This is a genomic window from Ruegeria sp. BC7 (genome assembly GCF_056539165.1).
Map to the genome: position 1 here is coordinate 454,070 of NZ_JBQFUL010000003.1, position 24,159 is coordinate 478,228.

Genomic DNA, 24,159 nt, shown 5'->3' on the forward strand with positions numbered 1-24,159 from the left:
GTCACAGAATCTGTGGGCTGTTACGTTTCAAGTAATGGCCAGGATGCATCCTTTTCGGAAACAATCGCGGCAGAAATCGGCCATTGTATCCCAAGCGCGGGATCATCGTATCGAATCCCCCCCTCCACTCCGGGTGTGTAGAATTCACTGGCCGAATAGAACGCCTGCGCACCGTCCGTCAGTGCAAGATAGCCATGCGCAAACATCTCTGGCACGTACAGCGCACGACGGTTCTGCGCGGACAGCTCAATTCCGAAATGCTGGCGATAGGTCGGGCTGTCCGGCCTCAGGTCAACAATCACGTCGTAAATCGCACCCGAGATACAGCGCATGAACTTGGCCTCAGCCGCGGGCGCTTGCTGGTAATGCAAACCACGGATCGTTCCCTTTTTCTCATTGAATGAAAGGTTTACCTGCGCAATCGTCGGCTTGAGGCCATGCCTCTCGAATTCTTCAGCGCAAAAGGCGCGGGCAAAAAAGCCGCGATCGTCCGAGATTTCCTGAAGATCAATTACGAACGCGCCCTGCAAAGGCGTTTCAGTAAAAATCATAAACCACCCGCCTGTTCCAACGGCCACCAAATATCCATCGGCCCGCATCCTGAAACCAGGCAAGGATCCCAAGTAAAACTGACCCTTGAAATAAGCCCGTACAGCGAACCGGACGCAAAAATCTAATCAGACAACGCATATTATTTCCATAGTTTTTGAACGGGGCAGCCGATATCGTCCAGGTAACGCTCAAATCCCGGTCATTGGCTTTGGTCATTCGATCAAGGGGAACGTTTTGAGGAAAAATTCTTTGAATAGGCGACCATCTGATTGTGAAATAGATTCGATCTGGAATTCTTAAAAAGGAATACGCGTTTGACCAGCCCAACCCAGCCCGCAGAAACGCCCAGAGAGGTCTTGATTTTTTCCCAGCGGAGCTTGAACGACAACGTTTCACGTTGTTCCGGGTTTGAGTTTGAAGACGTCATTGCCGAAATCGAGAATGCCGAGGTACTGGCCCCAAAACACGTCAGGGAACGCCGCTTTCCGATTAACCCCAAGAGATGGCTGTCCAAACGCACCGATCTTTTCAGGTACTGGCCGTCCGGCGTACAAAAAACCAATCTGGATCGCGACTATGATGTGTTTTTCTGCGATGCCCAGAAACCAGAGGAGCTTTTGGCGCTTGATGCCGTGCCAAATTGGCGGGAACGATGCCGTCTTGCCGTTTGCGTTCTCGAGGAAGTCTGGACGAAAGAGCTGGACCTCCACGCACCGCTGATTACGTCACTGGCGCAGTTTGACCTGATATGCTGCGCGTTTGCCGAAACCTGCGATGAGCTTCAGCGCAGGACGGGCAAGCCGGTCATTCACTTGCCGGGCGCGGCGGACATGGTTCGATTTGTTCCCGAATCTTTGATCGCCGACAGACCAGTGGACGTCTACTATATGGGGCGCAGACGCCCTGAACTGCATGAAAGATTGCTGCAAAGGATCAAGGAACGCGCTGGTTTCTACCTGTATGATTCCGCGACTAAGCCTCCGATCACGGCCCAACATGCCGTGCATCGGGATTTGCTGGCGAACTTGGTTCAGCACGCCAAGCTGTTCATGGTGGATATCGCCAAAATTGGGCACGCAGATCAGGTCAAAGGAAATATCGCGTGGGGGCCGCGCCATGTCGAGGGCATCGCAGGTGGTGCCGCGCAGGTTGGGTATGCGCCCGAAACGGACGACTATGTTCAATTTTTTGACTGGCCGGAATCGGTGGTTCGATTGCCAGAGGACCCGGACGCCGCCATTGAGAAGATCGTAGCCCTACTTGACGACAGAGCCGAACTGGATCGAATGCGCAGGGTTAACTTGGCTGGCGCTTTGCGCAAACACGACTGGCTGCACCGGTGGGCTCAAATTCTGAGCCATCTGCAACTCCCCGAGACTCAGGCGATGGTCAATCGGCGTCAGCGTCTTGCCGAAATCGAAGCTGGTTTGCTGGCCGGTGCAGGTGCAAAACCCGATTTGGCAACAGTTGCTACCGCGACCTGACACACAGGCCACCGCCCTCGAGAACTATCTGCGATAAGGTGGATAATCGCGGGGCGGCAAGTTGCACTCTACAACCCCCTCTGACCAGCTAAGAATAAACTGGTACGCGCTCAAAACCATAACATGCCGCCCACATGAAGATGATGACATTGTGGCAAAACTGTGTCCACGAATCTTGCGGAAACGAATTGTTGCCAAATTGGAAACGCTTATTTTTCAGAGTTCTACTTTAAAAACGTGGTACTATCCAAACGATCGATTCGCAGAATGAATCCACTCGTGAATTACTGTTGCCATTCGGAAAACAGTTAACGTCACCAAGGGGCTTGAACACGCAGCACGGGTGAAAGGTGTTCGCCTATTCACCGGTCATATACTTGTCTACCAATGCCTTTGTCCCTCGGATATTGCCTGCGCTGGAGGCTCCGAACACGATTGATTCAACGCCTGGAAGCTCTGAAATCCAGTGGATTGCTTCATCGGCCGGGATCGCTCCTGACGCGTAAACCGACATGGCAACGGCACGCACGCGGCCGGATTTCAGCGCATCCAGATAGGCATCAAACCCTCCGGACATCCGAAAACCGATCTTGTTGATATTGGAACAGATTATCGGGCGCTCGACACCCTGCCCCTCAAGAACGTCCAAAAGCATAGGCATGTTCATCGTGATATAGGCAGGTTCCGCGCCGTATTTCTCTTGTATGTGATCGTGGAAGATACGGAAGGCCCGATGGAATCCCATGCCCATCAACAAATCGGCAAAAACATTCTGAATAAAGATGACCGGGGTTTTCGTGCCCGCGAACATCTTCATTTCCATGTCGATCATCACCTTCGCGATGCCGTCCACCTCTTTCGAGGCCAATGCCTTTGTCCCTGCAAGCGCAGTCGTCAACAGCCCGTCATTAGGGATAAAGCTTCTGACGGCCCCCAACATTCCATGCTCGGTCACGGCATTCGCGTATTTATGCGCGTAGGGCATACACGGATAGAACTGAAAGTCGCCATAGCGTTCTGGATTCGCGCGCACACGATCCGCCACGTTTGCAATACGATCATGCGTCGTGCACATGAACGTGCGGATACCTTCGTCATAGGCTACATCCAGAACGTCCATGATTGCGTCTGTCCGCTGAAAGCGCATGGCCTGCGCCCGAGCCTTTTCTTCGGACATGTGGTTGATACCGAAGAACTGATTATCGCCGAAAAGCAACTTGTCCACGTCTTGCACTCCTTAACGACGAAACCATCCGCGCCGTTTCGCGGGTGCGGGCTGTGTGACTGTTGGGGCTTCACCTGTGGGTGTGCCGGTATCGGCATTGGCAAGAATCATCGACATGGTCTTGTCCGTCTCGGTGGCAGACGCAAAATCATTCTCAACCGGAGCTGACTTGCCTTGGGCCACCGCAGTGATGAAATCATCAAGCTGGGCCGAATACTCCTCGCCACGCAGATAGAACCACGCGTCTTCTGTCAGTTCGGTGGTGTATTTGACATTCCAGCCTTCGGTATAGCCCGGCAAAGCGGGATCAGCACTGCGCAGATAAACCTGGCACTCCTGTCGGTCTGCAAACAGGCGCCCTTTGGTTCCGATCATCGTGATCTTGGTAGACATTTTGCGATGACTTTCGTCAGACCAGTTAACCGAAAGCTGCGCCGTCGGACCATTGTCCCAGCGCAACGTCGACATCACCTGATCATCCGTGCCTTCCGAGAAAATCTGGGTCAGCACTGATCCCGATACCTGCGACGGAGCGCCGAAATACCAGTTCAACAGGTTCAAGGGATGGGCCGCGTAGTCGTACAAGCATCCACCGCCCTCGGCCTTATCCGTACGCCAGGTCGTGCGCTTGGGGCGCAGAACCACGGGGCCATATGCCTCGGCCTGAACGTGCGTGATGGTGCCCAGCGCTCCTGAGTCCAAGATCTTTTTCACCTCTTGGAAAGCGCCAACATATCGGTAGTGATAGCCGACTTGGTTCACGACGCCTTTTTCCTTGGCAACCCGCGCAAGGCGCTCACCGTCCTGCCAGTCCAGGCAAAACGGCTTTTCGCAAAAGACATGCAACCCTTTATCCAGGGCAGACGTCACCATAGGGGCATGCAGACGGGACGGTGTCGCGATCACGACCGCATCCAAGTCCTGAGTGGCGAGCATCTCGGCGTAGTCACTGTGAATGGTCACGTCGGTGTTCTTGGTCAGCACATCACGAATGAACCGAGCACCATCACAAGCCACCGTATTGGCCAACGGATGCATATTGACCATCGCGAAATGCGACAATCCCATCTTCCCGAGGCCGACCACGGCAATGTTGATTTTGTCCGTCATCTTCCGGCGCACCCCAAACTCGTTAAGAAAAACACAGCATGTTACCGCGAGGGTAGCACAAACGCAGAGAATTACAGTGTTTTACACTACTAAACGAGTTTCAAAGTGTCATGCAGAGTTGTTTTCGGTCCCACGCCTCTCGGGATGCCTATTTCTACTACACAAGTCTGCTGTTCGCAGACCATGCAGGACCGGCCGCCAATCGAAGTCGTGAATTTTAGGCTCTGCTAACCTGTACGGTACGTCGCCCTTCGAAATCGTCCAACGCACAACCCCAGAGCGGCCTTTGCCACTTTGTCCTCTGCCAATCCAGTTTTCGCGGAAAAGACGACCTTAAATCAGAAACAATACAAAGATTTTTTCTCACTATGTATCTATTTCAGAAACGCAAGAGAGCAGAATCACCCGCAGATGGCGACTTGCGACCACGATTTCTGAAACTCCATTAGAAGCGGCAACTGAATCTGCTCCTTATCGCAGCGACCATCTAAAAGAATGATGGGTCTTATTCCGTCGCTGTAACCTGCTCTAGCCGCGATAGAGATGGCGACTGAAATTCTACCACCAGTTTCTCGCGCGGTAATTTGTTAAACGTCGCGAAATGTGCCGAGCCTGCGGAAATCGGTTTCGTCACTCGTGCCCCCGTTAGTTGTGAAACGTCTTAGCTCCGTCGGGGAATTCTTACAATTCCTGGGGTTATCAAATGCTCAAAAAGTCCAAAATCTTCTCATCGAGATTTCGAGGCGGCGCTCATGGCTGCCAAATCAATCATCGCCATGGGCTTGGTTTGCAACGCGGTTACGCGGCTAGACGGTATTTTTTGCAACAAAGTGAAGCTGCTTCAGCGTTCGTTTAGGTCATTCTTCGCCATTATGCAGACTAGGGCAGAAGATTTGTCGGCTCATAGCCAAAATGTTCGATTTCACGATGGAACACGCGTCTGATGATATCACTTGCCTCATTGCTGAAATCTTTGCCGTATAACTTGGTCAGGTCGCTGGTTCTTCCGGGTCGCTGCTCTGACTTCATACGAGTATTTCCAATATCAAAAAACGGAATCCTATCGGCTGCGGCAAGTTCAAAGAGTTGCTCGCGCAGTTGAGAATATTCCAGCACGATGTCGACCGCGATTTGCCCATTTGCCGAGTAAAGGCCAAAGTCACTGAAGTGTCCCAAACGCGGGCCAGACACAAAATTGAAGAACTGTTCCTCAACGGTTTTACCGGGAAATGTACCGCGCCGTTTCGTGAGCCAAAAAAAAGCGGACACGGCTTTGTCCCATGGGTTTCGTTCAACGCAAAATCTGAAATACCCTTGCGTGTCATCAGAGAAGTATGTGTCGATAGTCGAAACAGGTAAGTGTGGATTTCGCGGACGGACATCTTCTATGCGCGTTCGCAACTGCCGTGCAAAAGAACGCGCCAAGCGGTTCGTCCGCTTGTCATGCTCTTTTAACGGAGACAACCAGTCATTCCGCCCTAACAGCGGTGCCAGAGCAACTTCGATTGAAGTACCTGCGGTTTTCCTAGTTTTGATGAAACAGAAACGAAACGAATGAGATACTATCATTTAGGCCCGTTTAAATTCGCCCCTTTGTTTCGACATGAATGACAGAATAAACTCTCTTTGAACAGCTCTACTAGTCGGTGATATACACCATCTTTCATAGGTGCGCTTTTTTCGCGCCGTCGGCATCTTCGGGCGATCGGAAGGTTCCTTCAAAGCCCCGTTCCTTCCCGTTCAAGTACCAGGTGTCGCCCTTTTTTCTCGCTTTCCGTTTCTATGTCGCAGTGCACGATCAGGTATCCATTGTTGACCGAATACCCGACGTCTTCCTCAAACACGCCCGGCAACTCGACGGTAATGTGATAGGCTTTTTCATCAGTTGACGCAGCACTGGCCGATTTCAACCAATCTGCCACTCTGCACCCAAAGTTGCGCGGCGAATCTTACCGAGGATCGAGTAGCGAGGGCCAGCGGCTATACTCAGAATATATCTCGACCAGAACCTTCAGCGTTATAGCGATCCATTAGGCACACATCAGTCTATGCTGCAGCGCTTCCGTATTGATTCCGGCAGCCCACAAGTCGCGTAGTACGGTCTACTCGATCTTAGTCAAACATTTTCATTCGTGCAAAAAGTGGTGAGCCGTGCAGGATTCGAACCTGCGACCCACTGATTAAAAGTCAGTTGCTCTACCAACTGAGCTAACGGCCCACTCTTTTGTTTGGATCTCTTCGATCCGTGGCGCTCTCTAAGGCATTTTCCCAACCGGGTTCAAGACCTTTTTTGCACCTCGTTTCGCCAGCAATTTCTTGCGTTTCGGCGTCCCGATAGGCGGCCTACTTAGGCAGGTGGCGCTGGGGGGTCAACCCCTTTTTTGAGGAATCTGCACCGCAGGGTGGATTCCCGTCCTGCGCAGCGTTATATGCCCGCCATGCAACAGAATCTGCACACCGGATTGCCCTTCATGAAAATGCACGGGCTGGGCAATGACTTTGTCATTGTGGACGCACGCGCGCATTCCGCCGAAATTTCCCCCTCACTTGCAAAAGGAATCGGCCACCGTCAGTTCGGAGTTGGGTTTGACCAATTGGCCGTCATCGAAAACGGCGAATCGGACGCGCATCTGGTGTTCTACAATGCGGATGGGTCGACCTCGGCGGCTTGCGGCAATGCCACGCGCTGCATTGCGCGGTTTCTGATGCAGGAAACCGGAAAATCCGCCCTGACCCTGACAACCGAGCGCGGGACGCTCTATGCGCAAGATGTCGGCGACGGCCTGACGTCGGTCAATATGGGACATCCTCAAACCGATTGGCGTGACATTCCATTGGCCGAAGATGTCAACACGCTGGAACTGCCAATCGAGGGCGGGCCAACGGCCACGGGCATGGGCAACCCGCACTGCACCTTCTTTGTCGAGGACGCCGAAGCCATCCCTCTGACCGAATTCGGCGCGCGCTACGAATATCACCCGCTTTACCCCGAACGCACCAATGTGCAAGTGGCACAGGTGATCGGTACAGATCACATCCGTATGCGAGTTTGGGAGCGGGGCGTAGGCATCACTCTGGCCTCAGGTTCGTCATCCTGCGCCACGGCGGTGGCCGCCGCACGGCGCGGCCTGACGGGGCGAAAAGTTAAGATTGAACTCGATGGCGGTACGATCTGGATCGACTGGCGCGAGGACGGCGTCTGGATGACCGGCCCGACCTGCCACGTATTCTCGGGCACCCTGACGCCCGAGTTCCTAAGGACGCTTGGATGAGCGCACCCAAATTCACCACCTTGGGCTGTCGCCTGAACGCCTATGAGACCGAGGCGATGAAGGAACTGTCGCAGCAAGCAGGGCTTAGCAATGCCGTCGTGGTGAATACCTGCGCCGTAACCGCCGAGGCCGTTCGCAAAGCCCGTCAGGAAATCCGCAAGCTGCGCCGGGAAAACCCCGATGCGCGGTTGATCGTGACCGGCTGCGCCGCTCAGACCGAACCCGAAACCTTCGCCCGGATGGATGAGGTCGACGCGGTCATCGGCAACACCGAGAAGATGCAGCCCGACACCTGGAAAGGCATGGCCGCCGACTTCATCGGCCAGACCGAGGCGGTGCAGGTTGATGACATCATGTCCGTGACCGAGACCGCTGGCCACCTGATTGACGGCTTCGGCACCCGGTCGCGCGCCTATGTGCAGGTTCAGAACGGCTGCGATCACCGCTGCACGTTCTGCATCATCCCCTATGGCCGCGGCAACTCGCGCAGCGTCCCTGCGGGCGTAGTGGTGGACCAGATCAAGCGGCTAGTGGACCGGGGCTACAATGAGGTGGTGCTGACCGGCGTAGACCTCACCTCATGGGGCGCCGACCTGCCAGCACAGCCCAAGCTGGGCGATCTGGTGATGCGTATCCTGAAACTGGTGCCAGACCTACCGCGCCTGCGGATCAGCTCGATTGACTCGATCGAAGTAGACGAGAACCTGATGCAGGCCATCGCGACCGAGCCACGCCTGATGCCGCACCTACACCTGTCACTACAACATGGCGACGACCTGATCCTGAAACGCATGAAACGCCGCCACCTGCGCGACGACGCCATCCGTTTCACCGAAGAGGCCCGCAAGCTGCGCCCCGACATGACCTTTGGGGCAGACATCATCGCAGGTTTCCCCACCGAATCTGACGCCCATTTTGAAAACTCGCTGAAACTGGTCACGGATTGCGATCTGACCTGGCTGCACGTCTTCCCCTACTCCAAACGCGAAGGCACTCCCGCAGCCCGCATTCCACAGCAAATCAACGGCAAAATCATCAAAACCCGCGCCGCCCGCCTGCGCGCCGCCGGAGACGCTCAGGTCGCCAAACACCTGGCCGCGCAACTGGGCAAAACCCATCACATCCTGATGGAAAACCCCACCATGGGCCGGACCGAGCAATTCACCGAAGTCACCTTCACCACCCCCCAACCCGAAGGCCAGATCGTCACCGCCACGATCACGGATCACACCGACAGCCAACTCAAAGCCTGATCCGCGCTTCATCTGGCCAAAGATATCCCGGGGATGAATTGGCCGCAGGCCAAGAAGGGGCTGGCCCCTTCACCGCGCCCTCAACAAAAACCCCCGCTACCGGATGGCGCGGGGGTTCAAATTTTTTAGCTGTCGAAAACTTTAGACGGTCTTCTTGCCTTTCACACCGGCCCACAAGCGCTTGTTGACCAGATACAGAAGCACCGACAGGACTGACAGGAACAACACGCCGACAAAGCCGGAATATTTGCGCTCCATCATCTTAGGCTCAGCCGTCCACATCAGGAACGCAGCAATATCCTCGGACATGGCTTCAACCGTGGCCGGGTGACCATCGGCAAACTCCACCTGATCATCGGCAAGCGGCGGTGCCATCGAGATCCATCCGCCCGGGAAGGCTTTGTTCTCATAAAGGACTGTACCAGCCTCTTCCTTTTCCTCACCGGTATAACCATCCAGCAGCGAAGCGATGTATTCCGCACCGCCCATGCCTTTGAACAGCTGGTTGATGCCCAGACCATAAGGGCCGTGGAACCCGGCGCGTGCCTTTGCCATCAGGCTCAGGTCAGGCGCGCCAACACCGTTGTTCTCCGGGAAGTGGTCGGTCGGGATCGCCGGGCGAAAATCATCCAGCTCGGGATCGAACACTTCAAAGTTGGACGCAGAATACGCGATCACTTCGTCTTCCGAGTATCCCAGCGCTTCGAGATCACGCAGAGGTACATATTTCAGACCGTGGCAAGCCGCGCAGACCTCGGTGTAGATCTGAAGACCGCGCTGCAGCTGGTTCTTGTCCCAGGTGCCGAACGGACCTTCAAACGAGAAGTGGAAATCCTCGATATGCTGCTCGCCGCCGCCTGCGGCGAAGGACGCAGCAGGGGTAAGAGCCAAAGCAAACGCGGCACCGATTGCAAGTTTCTTGAACATGTTTCCGGTCCCTCTTCTTACTCGGCCGGCGTGGCGTCGGCGTCAGCCTTGCCATAATGCGCGTTGAAGTCTTCTTCGATCGTCTCCGGCTGGGCATCGGGTTTTTCGATGACACCCAGGATCGGAAGGATCACGAAGAAATAGGCGAACCAGTAGGCGGACGCGATCAGCGAGAAGGTCGCATAGGGCTCCTCGGCGGGCATCGCACCCAGCCACATCAGGGCAAAGAAGTCAATGATCAGCAGGTAGAACCACCATTTGAACATCGGACGGTATTTGCCCGAACGCACAGTCGACGTGTCCAGCCAGGGCGCCAGCGCCATCGCCAGGATCGCACCGAACATCGCCAGAACACCAAAGAACTTGGCGTCGATGATGCCACCAGTGATGAAGCTGGCGAACTGCACAACCCAGACCTCGCCAGTGAAAGCGCGCAGGATCGCGTAGAACGGCAGGAAGTACCATTCAGGCACGATGTGAGCAGGCGTGACCAGCGGGTTGGCCTCGATATAGTTATCGGGGTGGCCCAGATAGTTCGGCATAAAGCCTACAACCGCCCAGAACACGACCAGAATGACAGCCAGCGCGAACAGGTCCTTGATCACGAAGTACGGCCAGAACGGAAGCGTGTCTTTCTCGGCCTCGGCTTTTGACCCGCGGCGCACTTCAACACCTGTCGGGTTGTTGTTGCCTGTGGTGTGGAAAGCCCAGATATGCACGATCACCAGCGCCGCAATCACGAACGGCAGCAGGTAGTGCAGCGAGAAGAAGCGGTTCAGCGTGGCGTTATCCACGGCGGGTCCGCCCAGCAGCCATGTCTGGATCGCGTCACCCACAAACGGGATCGCACCAAACAGACCGGTGATCACGGTCGCGCCCCAGAAGGACATCTGACCCCAAGGCAGAACATAGCCCATGAACGCGGTGCCCATCATCATCAGGTAAATCAGCATCCCGATGATCCACGTGATCTCACGCGGGGCTTTGTACGAGCCGTAGAACAGGCCACGGAAAATGTGGATGTAAACCGCAACAAAGAACAACGACGCGCCGTTCATGTGCAGATAACGCAGCATATAGCCGCCATTCACGTTGCGCATGATGTGTTCGATGCTGGCAAAGGCCAGATCAACATGCGGGGTATAGTGCATCACCAGAACGATACCGGTGACGATTTGCAGCGCCAGGCAGAACGCCAGGACGATGCCCCAGATCCACCACCAGTTCAGGTTCTTGGGGGTGGGGATCATGATGGTGTCGTAAATCAGGCCGACGATGGGCAGGCGGCTGTTCAGCCACTTCTCGCCGTTTGTCTTCGGCTCGTAATGATCGTGGGGAATTCCGGACATCTGGGTCTCCCTTAGCCGAGTTTGATGGTGCTGTTGTCTGTCCATTCCGCAGGCGGAACAGGCAGGTTTTCAGGCGCGGGACCCTTGCGGATACGACCGGCAAGGTCATAGTGCGAGCCGTGGCAGGGGCAGAACCAGCCGCCAAAGTCACCGGCATCGCCCAGAGGCACACAACCCAGGTGTGTACACACGCCCATCTGAACCAGCCACGCGCCGGGTGCCTCACCTTCGGGCGACGGCATCACGCGGTTTTCGTCGGTCGCGGGCGCATCTGCTGCAATATTAAAGTTGCGCGCCAGCGGATCAGGCAGGGCGCCAACGCCTTCTGCGTCCTGTTCCTTGGCTTCCTGAATCTCGGCACCGGTGCGGTGACGGATGAATACGGGTTTACCCAGCCACTTCACCGTTAGCTGCGTACCCGGCTCAACTCCGCTTACATCCACGCGGATCGAGGACAGCGCCTGAACGTCTGCCGAGGGGTTCATTTGGTTGATCAGGGGCCATACGGCTGCACCCGTCGCAACGACACCTGCGCCGCCAGCGACGTAGTAGAGGAAATCTCTGCGGGTGCCTTCGTGGTCTTCTGCGTGGGACACGAGGTTTTCTCCGATTCCGGCGCCCGCGGTTGCGGGCAAACATGCATCAGCACCGCATCAAAGCGGCGTCTCATCGCGGCTATCTATCCGGGAGAAATCGGTTCGTCCAGCGGTCATAGGCGCGCACTACGCCGCATCTGGGCATTCATGTCACAACGTAACGACAATTTTTCAAGATATAGGCTGGTTTTGCAGACAAATTCCGATGCTCCCCACAGCTTGATTCGTACCCTGCAACACCACGCAACCGATCGCGCCACCAGAGTCCGGTGCATCGGACAATCTGGGACTGCCGGTTTTCCTCCCAGAAGTGGCTATCAATCGCTCTACCTTTACGTGCTGTTGGAGCCTTTAAATATTGAATTTAAAATAGATATTTCCCGCGCCCTGAAAACTGAAAATTTCGATTGCACTTTAAACGGGAATGAGTGAAAGGCGGCAAAAGACACTCGCTTAGCAGGACGTTTCCCATGTCAAAGCACTTGGCCCCCCTCGTGATCTTCGCACTGACCGTTTCTTCCCAAGCCACCGCCAGCGGTGACCCGGAAAAAGGCGAACAACTATATAACCGCTGCTCATCCTGTCACGCGATCATCAAAGACGGTGAAGTTCTGGTCAAAGGCGGTATTACCGGGCCGAATCTTTACGGCGTCGTTGGCCGGATCGCTGGGTCCGAACCCGACTACCTGAATGGAAGCGAGCGTTTGCCAATCGGGATGTTCACTGACGATATGATCCGGGCGGGTCAGGAAGGGCTGGTCTGGACGCAGGAAAACATCACCGCCTATTCCGAGAACCCCATTGAATTCATTCAGGACTATCTGAACGACGACTCCGCACGACCGAACATGAGTGTCAAACTGAAAAAAGGCGCCGAGGATATAGCGGCATATCTGGCCACCTTCACCCATTGAATTGGGCTGCCTTCAAGTTTCCCGCATGAGGGCAGCCAATTCCCGGACCTCGATGCCAAAGCCGTCAGCTTCCATATGTTCGGCGGCGGCGGCGCGCGCGCTATCCGGCTTGTTCTGATTCAGCTTCCAAGTGCCCTGAATATCATCAACCCGCATCCGGCAGGGCACGATCATGCGCTTCATCCGTTCCAAAGCGTCCGGTGTCATCTTCGCAGCACTCCAAGGCGGTTTTGGCAGCAAGCGGCCTTCGTAAAACGCGGATTGCCGGTCAAGCAGGTCGCCCAGTTCGGCCTGCGGTCTCAACTCCAACTGGCCCGACAGATGAACGGCCACATAGTTCCAAGTCGGCACCTGATCGTCGATCCCATACCAGTCCGGCGACACATAGCCATCCGGCCCTGACACAGCGATCCGGGCAGCACAGGGTGTATTCAGCACACGGACAATCGGATTCGACCGCACCAGATGCAGTTCGGCCACCGATCCGTCCTCGCTCAGCAGAAAAGGAACGTGGCTCAGCAAAGGGACGGTTTCCGCTGAAATCGCCAAAACCCCAAAGGCGCGGTCTCGCGCAAAGGCAATGTGGCGGGCGCGGTCCTCGGCGCGGAAAGCGGGATTTGGGTGCATGACATGTCTCCTAACGGAACGCCTTGCAGATTCGCTTGGTCCTTGGCAAGGTCTGCCTCGTTCTCAGGGCGGGGCGAAATTCCCCACCGGCGGTATGCGGGCCATGACCCGTAAGCCCGCGAGCGGTCCCGGACCATCCGGGATGACAAGCAGATCTGGTGAGAGGCCAGAGCCGACGGTTACAGTCCGGATGAAAGAGAACGTGCAGTGCGCCGGCCTTGCCGCGCGCCTGCCCGTGATCGCCTTGGGTGACGTGTCTGTTGCGAAAGGAGATCATAATGACACACACCCGCTATGCTTTCGTCAAAGCCAACTGGCATTCCGATATTGTCGATCAGGCGTTGGAAGGGTTTCAGCAGCTTATCCCCGCCGATCAGATTGACGTTTTCGACGTGCCCGGCGCGTTCGAGATGCCATTGCTGGCCCGCGATCTGGCCCAAACCGGCAAATATGCCGCGGTTGCCTGTGCCGCTTTCGTGGTGGATGGCGGCATCTACCGTCATGATTTCGTGGCCCAAGCCGTGGTTGACGGCCTGATGCGCGCCGGAATGGATACGGGCGTTCCGGTCCTGTCCGTCTCGCTGACGCCCCACCAATATCAGGAAACCGACCACCACAACGCCATCTACCGCGCGCATTTCGTGGAAAAGGGCCGCGAAGCCGCGCAAGCCGCGCTCAAAATCACCGAAACCCGCGCCGCACTCCTGGAGCCGGCCTGACCCTTCTTCTGTTCAAAAATACTTCGGGGGAATCGCGGCTTGCCGCGATGGGGGCAGCGCCCCCTCCCCACCCCTCAGACGCAAATCCGCTTGAGGCCCAAGGCTCTCCCCGCTAATCACAACCCTCAAAGGAGCACGCCCCATGTCGATGAACAGCTTTGGACACCTCTTTCGCGTCACCACCTGGGGTGAAAGCCACGGCCCCGCCTTGGGTGCGACGGTGGATGGTTGCCCTCCGGGCGTCACTATCGACGAGGCGATGATCCAGCACTGGCTGGACAAGCGCAAACCGGGTCAGAACAAATTCACCACCCAGCGGCGCGAGCCCGATCAGGTGAAAATCCTGTCAGGCGTATTCGAGGGCCAGACCACGGGAACGCCGGTGCAGCTTATGATCGAGAACACCGATCAACGCTCCAAAGACTACGGCGATATCATGGACAAGTTCCGTCCGGGTCACGCCGATATCACCTATTGGCAGAAGTATGGCATCCGCGACTATCGCGGCGGCGGGCGCAGTTCCGCACGTGAAACCGCGTCGCGCGTTGCTGCCGGAGGTCTCGCGCGCGAGGCAATCAAACAGATTGCCCCCAATGTGCAGATCACCGGCTATATGACCCAGATCGGCCCGCACAAGATCGACCGCGCCAAGTTTGACTGGTCGCAGATCGAACAAAACCCATTCTGGACACCCGATGCACAGGCCGCTGACGATTGGGCCGCGTATCTGGACGACCTGCGAAAGTCCGGCAACTCGGTCGGTGCCGTGGTCGAGGTCGTGGCCCGCGGCGTCCCCGCCGGGATTGGCGCGCCGGTTTATGCCAAGTTAGACACTGATCTGGCCGCCGCGATGATGTCGATCAACGCGGTAAAAGGCGTTGAGATTGGCGAGGGCATGGCCGCCGCCGAACTGACCGGCGAGGCCAACGCCGATGAGATATTCATGGGTCAGAACGGCCCGCAATACAGCTCCAACCACGCGGGTGGTATTCTGGGCGGCATCTCGACCGGGCAGGACATCGTGGTGCGGTTTGCCGTCAAGCCGACCTCGTCGATCCTGACCACGCGCAAAACGATCACCAAATCGGGTGAAGAGACCGAGATCATCACCAAAGGCCGCCACGACCCTTGCGTCGGCATCCGCGCGGTGCCAGTGGGTGAGGCCATGATGGCCTGCGTGATCCTTGACCATCTTCTGCTGCATCGCGGCCAGATCGGAGAAAACCGTGGAAGGATCGGCTGATCTGCGCAGTCGATTGCGCAGCATTGTTGCGCAACGGATGGAGACAGACCCGGCGCACGATCTGGCGCATCTGGATCGCGTCTGGGTGAATGCCAGGGCAATCGCAAGCGACAAGACCGACCTGCGGGTGCTTTTGGCCGCAAGTTACCTGCATGATCTTGTCAATTTGCCCAAGAACGACCCGGACCGTCACCTGGCCTCTCGCCTTTCAGCCAAGGAATCAGAGTCTATTCTAGAGAGTTTGGGCTATTCCCCGCACGAGATCCAAGCAACGCAACACGCCATCGCCGCACATAGTTTTTCAGCCGGAATCCCCCCAGAAACACTCGAAGCAAAGAGTCTGCGCGATGCGGACAGGTTGGACGCGTTGGGCGCGATCGGCATAGCGCGCACGTTCTCGGTGTCCGGTGCGCTTGGCCGGGTTCTCTATGATCCCGCTGACCCGTTTGCAGAGAATCGGCCATTGGACGATCTGGAATTCTCGATTGACCATTGGAAAGTGAAACTTCTGGCTTTGTCTCAGGACATGCTGACAGACGGCGGCAAGGCTCTTGCCAAGGAAAGAACGCACCGAATGATCCGGTTTCTGGAAGACTTCGCCGAGGAAATCGGTGGTTCGCTGCCCGAAGACTGGTTAAAACTCAGCCCTTCGCGTTGATATTTGCGCCTCAAAAGCGCAGGGTCGCGCCAATGGCGAAACCCCTCACATCACATAGGCCAATGTTGGCCGTGGCGCTGAAACTTAGCGCCCTTTTTTTGTTCATGGTGATGCAAGCGCTGGTCAAAGCTCTGTCCGATGACTTTCCTCCCGGTGAAATGGTGTTCTTTCGCTCACTCTTTGCCGTGCCTGTCATCATCGGCTGGCTGGCCTGGCGCGGAGAGCTTTCGCAGGGCTTGGTGGTCAAAAAGCCAATGGGCCATTTCTGGCGCGGAGTGTTGGGCACCAGCGCCATGGGCCTGACTTTTACCGGCCTCAGCCTGCTGCCTTTGCCCGAAGTTACGGCCATTGGCTACGCCACGCCGATCTTCACCCTGATTCTGGCGGCGATCATGCTGGGGGAACGCATTCGCATGATCCGCATTGGTGCGGTGGCTATTGGGTTGCTGGGTGTATTGATCATGATCTGGCCACGTCTGGGCGGCAACAACATGGATACCGCCGCGACAATCGGTGCGCTGTGCGTGCTGGCCGCAACGATGGCGCGGGCCTTTGTGCAAATCCACATCCGACAACTGGTTCAGGTCGATCACCCCGCCGCGGTTGTTTTCTACTTTTCGATCACAGCGACGCTGCTCTCGGCACTGACCGCCCTTTGGGGATGGGCAACGCCAACCTTGGAACAGACCCTAATACTGGTCGTTATGGGTTTGATCGGGGGTGTCGCACAAATTCTGGTGACATCTTCATATCGGTTCGGACAAGCCTCAATGCTTGCGCCGTATGACTACACCACCATGTTGTTCGCCATTGTCATCGGATATGTCTGGTTCGACGAATTGCCGACACTGGTCATGTTGGGCGGAGCCGCTTTGGTCATCGCCGGAAACGTGCTGGTTATCCTGCGCGAGCGGCAACTGGGATTGGACCGAGGCAAGGCGCGTCAGGCAACGGACCCCAAAGCCTGATCTTTACCTTTTGAGAACTTCACCTAGTTTGGGTCCAAAATCAAAAAAGGTTCCCAAGATGAGCGACGCAAAAGACCACAAGGAAAAGATGCAGAAGGTGCAGGCCCAGCACCGCAAGAAAGTATCCGAGGCCGTCGATCCCGAACGCGGACTGGTGCTGATCAACACCGGCAAGGGCAAAGGCAAGTCGTCGGCGGCGTTCGGCGTGGTCATCCGCGCTCTGGGTTGGGGTCAGAAGGTTGCCGTGGTCCAGTTCATCAAAGGCAAGTGGAAAACCGGCGAGAGACGCTTCTTCGAGGAGCGGGATCTGGTGACCTGGCACACGATGGGAGAAGGCTTCACCTGGGACACTCAGGATCGCGAGCGCGACATCGCCGCCGCCAATGCCGCCTTTGACAAGGCGCGGGCGCTGATGGCCAGTGGCGACTACGATCTTGTGGTTCTGGACGAAATCAACATCGCCTTGCGCTATGAATACCTTTCGGTCGAGCAGGTGATTGATGGGCTGAACGGTCGGTCAGACAAAACCAGCGTGTTTCTAACAGGCCGGGACGCGCCGCAGGCGCTGCGCGACTATGCCGATTTGGTGACGGAAATGACCGAGGAGAAACACCCGTTTCAGGCCGGAATCAAAGCTCAGCGCGGTGTGGATTTCTGAGGTTTAGACTCTATTTTTCGCCCTGACCACCGGCCCGAGCCTATCATTCGGATCGGCTGGCGTTCTGCTACCGGGCAGTTGGCGGGCCGCCGGATTCTATCGCCAAGGCATCCTTATGCTAGCCATAGAAAAACCCCCGCAAAATGTGGGGGTTCTTCAATCATCCAACTTCGATCAAGCGCGAACAAGCGCCTCGTAGTCCTGCGCGATCTCGCGCGTGATATCGCCAACCTCAAAGGTGTAGTCGCCAATCTGACCCACCGGGGTAACCTCGGCCGCTGTGCCTGTCAGCCAGCATTGCTCAAAATCAGCCATCTCTTCGGGCATGATGTGGCGCTCGTGAACGGTGATGCCTTTGTCTTTCAGCATCTGGATCACGGTCTGACGCGTAATGCCGTTCAGGAAGCAATCGGCCAGCGGCGTGTGGACCTCGCCATCTTTGACAAAGAACACGTTGGCACCGGTCGCTTCGGCGACATAGCCCCGGTAGTCCATGAACAGAGCATCCGAACAGCCCTTGGCCTCGGCCTTATGCTTGGAGATGGTGCAGATCATGTACAGACCCGCAGCCTTGGCGTGAACCGGGATGGTTTCGGGGCTGGGGCGTTTCCATTCCGCAATGTCCAGCTTGGCACCCTGCATCTTGGCGTCACCGTAATAAGCGCCCCACGGCCAGACGGCGACAGCCATGCGAACCGGGTTCTTGGCCGACGCCACGCCCATGTCATCGCCCGACCCGCGCCAGACAAGCGCCCGGATATAGGCGTCCTGCAATCCGCTGGCCTTCAACGCCTCTTGCTTGGCGGCTTCGATCTGATCGACCGTATAAGGCATCGGGATATCCAGCGCCTCGGCCGACGCGATCAGACGCTCGGAATGCTCACGGCTTTTGAAAATCTTGCCGTTATAGGCACGCTCGCCCTCGAATACAGACGAAGCATAGTGCATTGCGTGCGTCAGAATGTGTACCTTGGCGTCGCGCCATGGCACCAGCTCACCATCCAACCAGATGACACCGTCACGATCGTCATACCCCGCCATGCGCAACCTCCTGATCCGGGCTTGATTTATGATTATTGCGCCAATTAAGTCCGAACCGGACATAATGTTGCGCAAAAACTGCGATTCGATACCTGCCCACTCTTGGAATGTCAATAACGCTGACATAAACTGGGTACCGAGTAACCAATGAGGCCAAATATGTCCGACACCCGTCCCGCCCAGGTCTTTGGCGGTGAAAGCCTGTTGTTTCTGACGGATGAGCAACTGCGGCAGGGTATCGAAGCGATGTTCTTCGCTTATCGCGGTTTCACGGCGGACCCAGACCGCATCCTGTCTGAACTGGCCTATGGTCGGGCGCATCATAGGGCCATCCACTTTATCAACCGAGCGCCAGGAACAACCGTAAACAACTTGTTGGCGATTCTAGGTGTCACCAAACAGTCCTTGAACCGCGTTCTACGCACCCTGATCGACGATGGTCTGGTGGAAAGTCGCGTGGGCACCGTGGACAAACGCGAAAGACATCTATTTCTGACAGATAAGGGAGAAGAGTTGGAGGCCATACTGTCCGAAGCCCAGCGCGTGCGGATGCGCGCCGCCTATAAGGACGCCGGCCCCGAGGCCGTTTCGGGTTTTCGCAAAGTGCTTGAAGCGATGATGGATGCTGATATGCGTCATGCCTATAAGAAACTGCGGGATACCACCTCATGAGCGATATGGACGCCCATCTGCTGATAGTTGACGATGACGAGCGCATCCGTGATCTGCTCAAGAAGTTTCTGATGCGGAACGGTTTTCTTGTCACTGCCGCGCGGGACGCAGCCCATGCGCGACGTGTAATGTCAGGTCTGGATTTCGACCTGATCGTTCTGGATGTCATGATGCCCGGCGAAGACGGCGTCAGCCTGACCAAGGCGCTGCGCGAGACACATGCAACCCCGATCCTGCTGCTGACAGCGCGCGGTGAAACCGAACACCGCATTGCGGGGCTTGAGGCCGGGGCCGACGATTATCTGGCAAAGCCGTTTGAGCCGAAAGAGCTGTTGTTGCGCATCAACGCAATTCTGCGGCGGATGCCCGAAACACCTGCACAGGAAGCGGCAAGCAAGATTCTGATCCTTGGGCCGATCCGGTACGATGTGGAACGGGGCGAGATGTGGCAGGGAGAAGAACCCGTGCGTCTGACCGCAACCGAAAGCCAGTTGATGAAGATTTTCTCGGCCCAACCCGGAGAACCCATCAGCCGCGCCAAACTGGTCGAGGATCTGGGCCGCGACAAAGGGCAGGCACAGGAGCGCGCGGTGGATGTCCAGATCACCCGGCTGCGGCGCAAGATCGAACAGGACCCCAAGCAACCCCGCTACCTGCAGACGGTCCGCGGGGCGGGATATATGTTGGCCCCGGATTGATTATGCCGCTGCGCGGCGATTTTATGCCTTCGGCGAGGATATTTTTAGCCAGATGAAGATCGGATCCTGATGAAGACTGCTCTGTTGACTCACGCGGATTGCCTTGAGCATGTGACCCCGGACGGACACCCCGAACGGGTCGCGCGGCTTGAACACATTCTTCATGCGCTGGAATCGCTGGATCTGGACCGAAGGACGGCTCCGCTTGCCGCGGATGATGATTTGCTGCGCATTCACCCCGAAAGCCATATTCGGAATATTCGCAGCAGTCGCCCGACGGAAGGGTACAAGCAGATTGATGGTGATACATTCATGTCGCCGGGATCGGTGGATGCGGCGTATCGTGCTGCGGGCGCTGTCGTTCGGGCGGTCGACCTGGTCCTGAGCGGCGACTCTCCGAACGCGTTTTGTGCAATCCGCCCGCCGGGGCACCACGCCGAATCTGAGACGGCGATGGGGTTTTGTCTGTTCGGCAATGCGGCACTGGCTGCCAAACATGCGCTGGATCACCACGGGTTGAAACGCGTGGCCGTGGTGGATTTTGACGTACATCACGGAAATGGCACGCAGGATTTGTTGTGGGACGAGGCCCGTGCCCTGGTCATAACTAGCCAGCAGATTCCGTTGTGGCCCGGCACGGGACGTCCGGATGAAACCGGCACCCACGATACGATCCTGAATATTCCGCTGCCGCCCCGATCCGGTGGGGCAGAGATGCGCGCGGCTTATGAATCCCAAGCCTTCCCGCGGCTGCGTGCGTTCAAGCCTGAATTGATCATCATCTCGGCGGGTTTCGATGCGCATCAGGACGATCCGCTGGCGGAGCTTAACTGGTCGACCGGCGATTTCGCGTGGATCACGGCCGAGCTGTGCAAGATCGCCGATGAAGTATGTGACGGGCGTATCGTCTCGACTCTGGAAGGCGGGTATGATCTGAACGCACTGGCCGAGGCCACCCGCGCCCATGTGGAAGAATTGATGAAGGCAGCCCGATGACCGATACTCCTGTAGATCAGATGACTTTTGAACAAGCGATGAAAGAGCTTGAGGCCGTCGTCGGCCAGCTTGAGCGCGGCGACGTGGCGCTGGATCAGTCCATTGCCCTGTATGAACGCGGAGCGGCCTTGAAAAAGCGCTGCGAAGACGAGCTGAAGCGGGCCGAAGAAAAGGTGGCGGCGATCACGCTGGACGCGGATGGTCAGCCAACCGGGACGTCTCCTGTCGAAGGTCTGTAAATGTTTCAGGACATTCTGGCACGGGATGCCGCGCGAATTCAGAAGCAGTTCGATCTGGTTCTGGGCGCGCTGGATGATCTGGATGTGACCCGTGCGATGGCCTATGCCACCGAAGGCGGCAAGAGGCTGCGCGGGTTTCTGGTTCTGGAAAGCGCAAGGCTGCACGGCGTGGACCCGGCGCAGGCCATTTGGCCCGCAACGGGGATTGAAGCGCTGCACGCTTATTCGCTGGTTCACGATGATCTGCCTTGCATGGATGACGATGACCTGCGCCGGGGGCGTCCGACGGTCCATGTGAAATGGGATCAGGGAACGGCGGTTTTGGCCGGGGATGCGTTGCAGACCCTTGCGTTTGAGATGTGCACCCGGCCCGAGGTCGGATCGGCCGAGATACGTGCGGAACTGGCCCTAACACTGGCCAAAGCAAGCGGTGCGCAAGGCATGGTACTGGGTCAGGCGCTGGATATTGCTGCGGAAACCGCAAAATCGCCTTTGTCACTGGACCAGATTACGCGGCTTCAGGCTGGCAAGACTGGTGCCTTGATAGAATGGTCAGCCTGCGCCGGTGCGCGTTTGGCTGAAGAAGATCCCGACCCCCTGCGCCGATACGCGCGGGATCTTGGGCTTGCTTTTCAGATCGCTGACGACATCTTGGATATTGAAGGGGACGCGGCGATCGCCGGAAAACGTCTTCAAAAGGATGCAGAGGCGGGCAAGGCAACCTTTGTGTCGCTTCTGGGTCTGGACACCGCCAAGAGCCGGGCGGCCGAGCTGGTGGATCGGGCCTGCGACGCGCTTGAAGGTTATGGGGCACCTGCGGAAACCTTGAAGGACGCCGCGCGCTTCGTTATTGCCCGGGACAGCTAAGCCAGGAACGCGCCAAATGTCAGATCGCCCAAACACGCACCTGCTGGACCTTGTGAGCCGCCCTGCGGATCTCAAGCAGTTCTCGGATGCGCAACTCTGTCAGGTTGCGGATGAGCTGCGGGCAGAAACGATCTCGGCCGTGTCCGTCACCGGCGGGCATCTGGGCGCAGGGCTGGGCGTGGTGGAACTGACCACGGCGTTGCATGCCGTGTTTGACACACCGCGCGACAAGATCATCTGGGATGTTGGGCATCAGTGCTATCCCCATAAAATCCTGACCGAACGGCGCGACCGTATCCGTACTTTGCGCATGAAAGACGGGTTGAGCGGTTTCACCAAGCGCAGCGAAAGCCCGTATGACCCGTTTGGCGCGGCGCATAGCTCGACCTCGATCAGTGCCGCGCTTGGTTTTTCGGTCGCGCGCGATCTGGGCGGCGTCACCCCCGAAGGATTGGGCGACGCGATTGCCGTGATCGGTGACGGTTCGATGTCGGCGGGCATGGCGTTCGAGGCGATGAACAATGCAGGTCACCTCAAGAAACGCCTGATCGTGATCTTGAACGACAACGAGATGAGCATCGCCCCACCAGTTGGCGCGCTGTCCAGTTACCTGTCGCGGATTTATACCGAGGCTCCGTTTCACGATCTGAAAGCCGCTGCAAAAGGTGCTGTTTCGCTGCTGCCAGAGCCTTTCCGAGAGGGCGCGAAACGGGCCAAGGAAATGCTCAAGGGTATGGCGGTCGGCGGCACCTTGTTCGAGGAGCTGGGGTTTTCCTATATCGGCCCGCTTGACGGTCACGATATGGACCAGTTGCTGCCGGTTCTGCGCACGGTCAAGGCGCGGGCGACCGGTCCGATCTTGATCCATGTTCTGACGAAAAAGGGCAAGGGATATGCCCCTGCGGAACAGGCGCGCGACAAGGGCCATGCAACGGCCAAGTTTGATGTCGTGACGGGCAAGCAGAAGAAAGCGCCTTCAAACGCGCCCTCCTATACCTCGGTCTTTGGCAATACGCTGGTGGATGAGGCCGCGCGGGACGACAAGATCGTTGCCGTAACCGCCGCGATGCCGGATGGAACCGGCCTGAACTTGTTTGCCGAACGCTACCCCTCGCGCTGCTTTGACGTAGCGATTGCAGAACAGCATGGCGTGACTTTCGCTGCGGCCCTAGCCGCAGGCGGGATGAAGCCGTTCTGCGCGATGTATTCGACCTTTTTGCAGCGCGGCTACGACCAGGTTGTGCACGACGTGGCCATCCAGCGCCTGCCGGTGCGGTTCGCGATTGACCGCGCGGGCCTTGTGGGGGCAGACGGAGCGACCCATGCGGGGTCGTTCGACATTGCCTATCTCGCCAATCTTCCCGGCATGACCGTCATGGCCGCCGCGGATGAGGCCGAACTGGTGCACATGGTTGCAACGGCAGCGGCCCATGATGACGGGCCAATCGCTTTCCGCTATCCGCGCGGTGAAGGGGTCGGGGTGGATCTGCCCGAACGCGGCGAGGTTCTGGAAATCGGTAAGGGACGTGTGATCCAGAAAGGGGCGCGTGTGGCGCTGCTGTCGTTCGGCACCCGTTTGGCCGAAGTGCAAAAAGCGGCCGAGGCTCTGTCGGCCCGTGGGATCACGCCCACAATTGCAGACGCCCGGTTTGCCAAGCCGCTGGACCGCGAGCTGATCCTGGACCTTGCGGCCAATCACGAGGCGCTGATCACCATCGAAGAGGGTGCGATTGGCGGTTTTGGCTCTCATGTGGCGCAATTGCTGGCGGACGAGGGCGTGTTCGATCACGGCCTGAAGTATCGGTCGATGGTTCTGCCCGATATCTTCATTGATCAAGCAAGCCCGGCGGACATGTATGCCGTGGCAGGAATGAACGCCGAACAGATCGAAGCCAAGGTGCTTTCGGTGCTGGGCGTCGCGTCAATTGGTGAAAAGCGCGCCTGATCACGCAGCGTTCACTTGAATGTAGTGAAGAAACTGGTGCCTCAAGAGGGACTCGAACCCCCGACCTTGTCCTTACGAATTTTGCCGCCCATGAGTTGGACTTAACCGCAAGAAGCCGTCTGAAGTCAACTAAACCCCTACGATTA

At 57.2% G+C, this 24,159-nt stretch carries 25 protein-coding genes, 1 tRNA gene and 1 riboswitch; of the genes, 15 read left to right on the forward strand and 11 right to left on the reverse strand.

Annotation, left to right across the window (positions count from 1 at the left end):
• Positions 1–20 precede the first annotated feature (20 nt).
• Positions 21–551: a dTDP-4-dehydrorhamnose 3,5-epimerase gene (gene rfbC / locus ACR0KS_RS11240; RefSeq protein ID WP_170564259.1), complete on the reverse strand. Its 531-nt coding sequence runs from the start codon at positions 549–551 to the stop codon at positions 21–23.
• Between the two features lie 378 nt (positions 552–929).
• Between rfbC and ACR0KS_RS11245 the strand changes: the two genes are divergently transcribed.
• Positions 930–2,036 carry a glycosyltransferase gene (locus ACR0KS_RS11245; RefSeq protein ID WP_170564262.1) on the forward strand — a complete coding sequence of 369 codons (1,107 nt, stop codon included), beginning with the start codon at positions 930–932 and terminating at the stop codon, positions 2,034–2,036.
• A 358-nt stretch (positions 2,037–2,394) separates the two neighbouring features.
• Here the strand turns inward: ACR0KS_RS11245 and ACR0KS_RS11250 are convergent, their stop codons facing one another.
• From ACR0KS_RS11250 to ACR0KS_RS11270, 5 genes are all read right to left on the reverse strand, one after another.
• Positions 2,395–3,261 (reverse strand): hypothetical protein, encoded by an 867-nt coding sequence (locus ACR0KS_RS11250; protein ID WP_480693208.1) that lies wholly within the window; start codon positions 3,259–3,261, stop codon positions 2,395–2,397.
• Between the two features lie 12 nt (positions 3,262–3,273).
• On the reverse strand, positions 3,274–4,371 hold the full coding sequence (locus tag ACR0KS_RS11255) for a Gfo/Idh/MocA family protein (protein WP_170564265.1): 1,098 nt from the start codon (positions 4,369–4,371) through the stop codon (positions 3,274–3,276).
• Between the two features lie 879 nt (positions 4,372–5,250).
• A complete protein-coding gene (locus ACR0KS_RS11260) occupies positions 5,251–5,940 on the reverse strand; it encodes a sulfotransferase family 2 domain-containing protein (RefSeq protein WP_170564268.1) in 690 nt (229 codons plus the stop codon).
• 149 nt (positions 5,941–6,089) lie between these two features.
• Positions 6,090–6,293 carry an Hsp20/alpha crystallin family protein gene (locus tag ACR0KS_RS11265; RefSeq protein ID WP_480693209.1) on the reverse strand — a complete coding sequence of 68 codons (204 nt, stop codon included), beginning with the start codon at positions 6,291–6,293 and terminating at the stop codon, positions 6,090–6,092.
• A gap of 220 nt (positions 6,294–6,513) precedes the next feature.
• A tRNA-Lys gene (locus ACR0KS_RS11270) sits at positions 6,514–6,589 on the reverse strand.
• A 211-nt stretch (positions 6,590–6,800) separates the two neighbouring features.
• Here ACR0KS_RS11270 and dapF point away from each other — a divergent pair.
• Together dapF and mtaB are read left to right on the forward strand one after the other, a co-directional pair.
• Complete coding sequence (dapF, locus tag ACR0KS_RS11275) at positions 6,801–7,643, forward strand: diaminopimelate epimerase (RefSeq protein ID WP_170564270.1); 843 nt, start codon at positions 6,801–6,803, stop codon at positions 7,641–7,643.
• The gene (gene mtaB / locus ACR0KS_RS11280) at positions 7,640–8,896 is read left to right on the forward strand and encodes a tRNA (N(6)-L-threonylcarbamoyladenosine(37)-C(2))-methylthiotransferase MtaB (RefSeq protein WP_170564273.1); all 1,257 of its coding nucleotides are present in this window, start codon (positions 7,640–7,642) and stop codon (positions 8,894–8,896) included. The genes dapF and mtaB overlap by 4 nt, the downstream gene beginning before the upstream one ends.
• Before the next feature lie 141 nt (positions 8,897–9,037).
• Here mtaB and ACR0KS_RS11285 read toward each other — a convergent pair whose 3' ends face one another.
• From ACR0KS_RS11285 to petA, 3 genes are read right to left on the reverse strand one after another with little or no spacing between them, the layout of a single operon-like run.
• Complete coding sequence (locus ACR0KS_RS11285; RefSeq protein ID WP_170564276.1) at positions 9,038–9,823, reverse strand: cytochrome c1; 786 nt, start codon at positions 9,821–9,823, stop codon at positions 9,038–9,040.
• 17 nt (positions 9,824–9,840) lie between these two features.
• The gene (gene petB, locus ACR0KS_RS11290) at positions 9,841–11,172 is read right to left on the reverse strand and encodes a cytochrome b (protein WP_170387948.1); all 1,332 of its coding nucleotides are present in this window, start codon (positions 11,170–11,172) and stop codon (positions 9,841–9,843) included.
• Positions 11,173–11,183: 11 nt separating this feature from the next.
• Entirely contained in the window at positions 11,184–11,768 is a 585-nt protein-coding gene (gene petA / locus ACR0KS_RS11295; protein ID WP_170387950.1) for a ubiquinol-cytochrome c reductase iron-sulfur subunit, read from the reverse strand.
• 470 nt (positions 11,769–12,238) lie between these two features.
• On the opposite strand from petA, the gene ACR0KS_RS11300 reads away from it, so the two are divergent.
• On the forward strand, positions 12,239–12,682 hold the full coding sequence (locus ACR0KS_RS11300; RefSeq protein ID WP_170564279.1) for a cytochrome c family protein: 444 nt from the start codon (positions 12,239–12,241) through the stop codon (positions 12,680–12,682).
• 12 nt (positions 12,683–12,694) lie between these two features.
• Here the strand turns inward: ACR0KS_RS11300 and ACR0KS_RS11305 are convergent, their stop codons facing one another.
• A complete protein-coding gene (locus ACR0KS_RS11305; RefSeq protein ID WP_170564282.1) occupies positions 12,695–13,309 on the reverse strand; it encodes an FMN-binding negative transcriptional regulator in 615 nt (204 codons plus the stop codon).
• Positions 13,310–13,364: 55 nt separating this feature from the next.
• A riboswitch (FMN riboswitch) is annotated at positions 13,365–13,515 on the forward strand.
• Between the two features lie 72 nt (positions 13,516–13,587).
• Here ACR0KS_RS11305 and ACR0KS_RS11310 point away from each other — a divergent pair.
• The 5 genes from ACR0KS_RS11310 to cobO all read left to right on the forward strand — a co-directional run bounded on the left by ACR0KS_RS11310 (position 13,588) and on the right by cobO (position 17,555).
• Positions 13,588–14,028, forward strand: coding sequence for a 6,7-dimethyl-8-ribityllumazine synthase (locus ACR0KS_RS11310; RefSeq protein WP_170483368.1), 441 nt, complete (start codon positions 13,588–13,590; stop codon positions 14,026–14,028).
• Positions 14,029–14,170: 142 nt separating this feature from the next.
• Positions 14,171–15,271 (forward strand): chorismate synthase, encoded by a 1,101-nt coding sequence (gene aroC / locus ACR0KS_RS11315; RefSeq protein WP_170564285.1) that lies wholly within the window; start codon positions 14,171–14,173, stop codon positions 15,269–15,271.
• Entirely contained in the window at positions 15,255–15,929 is a 675-nt protein-coding gene (locus ACR0KS_RS11320) for an HD domain-containing protein (RefSeq protein WP_170564288.1), read from the forward strand. The genes aroC and ACR0KS_RS11320 overlap by 17 nt, the downstream gene beginning before the upstream one ends.
• Before the next feature lie 32 nt (positions 15,930–15,961).
• Positions 15,962–16,897, forward strand: coding sequence for a DMT family transporter (locus tag ACR0KS_RS11325; RefSeq protein WP_170551113.1), 936 nt, complete (start codon positions 15,962–15,964; stop codon positions 16,895–16,897).
• A gap of 58 nt (positions 16,898–16,955) precedes the next feature.
• A complete protein-coding gene (cobO, locus tag ACR0KS_RS11330) occupies positions 16,956–17,555 on the forward strand; it encodes a cob(I)yrinic acid a,c-diamide adenosyltransferase (RefSeq protein ID WP_170483359.1) in 600 nt (199 codons plus the stop codon).
• A 174-nt stretch (positions 17,556–17,729) separates the two neighbouring features.
• Here the strand turns inward: cobO and ACR0KS_RS11335 are convergent, their stop codons facing one another.
• Positions 17,730–18,596, reverse strand: coding sequence for a branched-chain amino acid aminotransferase (locus ACR0KS_RS11335; protein WP_170551118.1), 867 nt, complete (start codon positions 18,594–18,596; stop codon positions 17,730–17,732).
• Positions 18,597–18,755: 159 nt separating this feature from the next.
• Between ACR0KS_RS11335 and ACR0KS_RS11340 the strand changes: the two genes are divergently transcribed.
• The 6 genes from ACR0KS_RS11340 (at position 18,756) to dxs (ending at position 24,013) form a co-directional block, all read left to right on the forward strand.
• Positions 18,756–19,268: a MarR family transcriptional regulator gene (locus ACR0KS_RS11340; protein ID WP_170387970.1), complete on the forward strand. Its 513-nt coding sequence runs from the start codon at positions 18,756–18,758 to the stop codon at positions 19,266–19,268.
• Positions 19,265–19,966, forward strand: coding sequence for a response regulator (locus ACR0KS_RS11345; protein WP_170564291.1), 702 nt, complete (start codon positions 19,265–19,267; stop codon positions 19,964–19,966). Before ACR0KS_RS11340 ends, ACR0KS_RS11345 begins: the two co-directional genes overlap by 4 nt.
• A gap of 69 nt (positions 19,967–20,035) precedes the next feature.
• Positions 20,036–20,962 carry a histone deacetylase family protein gene (locus ACR0KS_RS11350; protein ID WP_170564294.1) on the forward strand — a complete coding sequence of 309 codons (927 nt, stop codon included), beginning with the start codon at positions 20,036–20,038 and terminating at the stop codon, positions 20,960–20,962.
• Entirely contained in the window at positions 20,959–21,201 is a 243-nt protein-coding gene (locus tag ACR0KS_RS11355) for an exodeoxyribonuclease VII small subunit (RefSeq protein WP_170387976.1), read from the forward strand. The genes ACR0KS_RS11350 and ACR0KS_RS11355 overlap by 4 nt, the downstream gene beginning before the upstream one ends.
• Positions 21,202–22,068: a polyprenyl synthetase family protein gene (locus ACR0KS_RS11360; protein ID WP_170564296.1), complete on the forward strand. Its 867-nt coding sequence runs from the start codon at positions 21,202–21,204 to the stop codon at positions 22,066–22,068. It begins immediately after the preceding gene.
• 16 nt (positions 22,069–22,084) lie between these two features.
• Positions 22,085–24,013, forward strand: a complete 1,929-nt coding sequence (gene dxs / locus ACR0KS_RS11365) for a 1-deoxy-D-xylulose-5-phosphate synthase (RefSeq protein ID WP_170564299.1) — start codon at positions 22,085–22,087, stop codon at positions 24,011–24,013.
• The last annotated feature ends 146 nt before the right edge of the window (positions 24,014–24,159 follow it).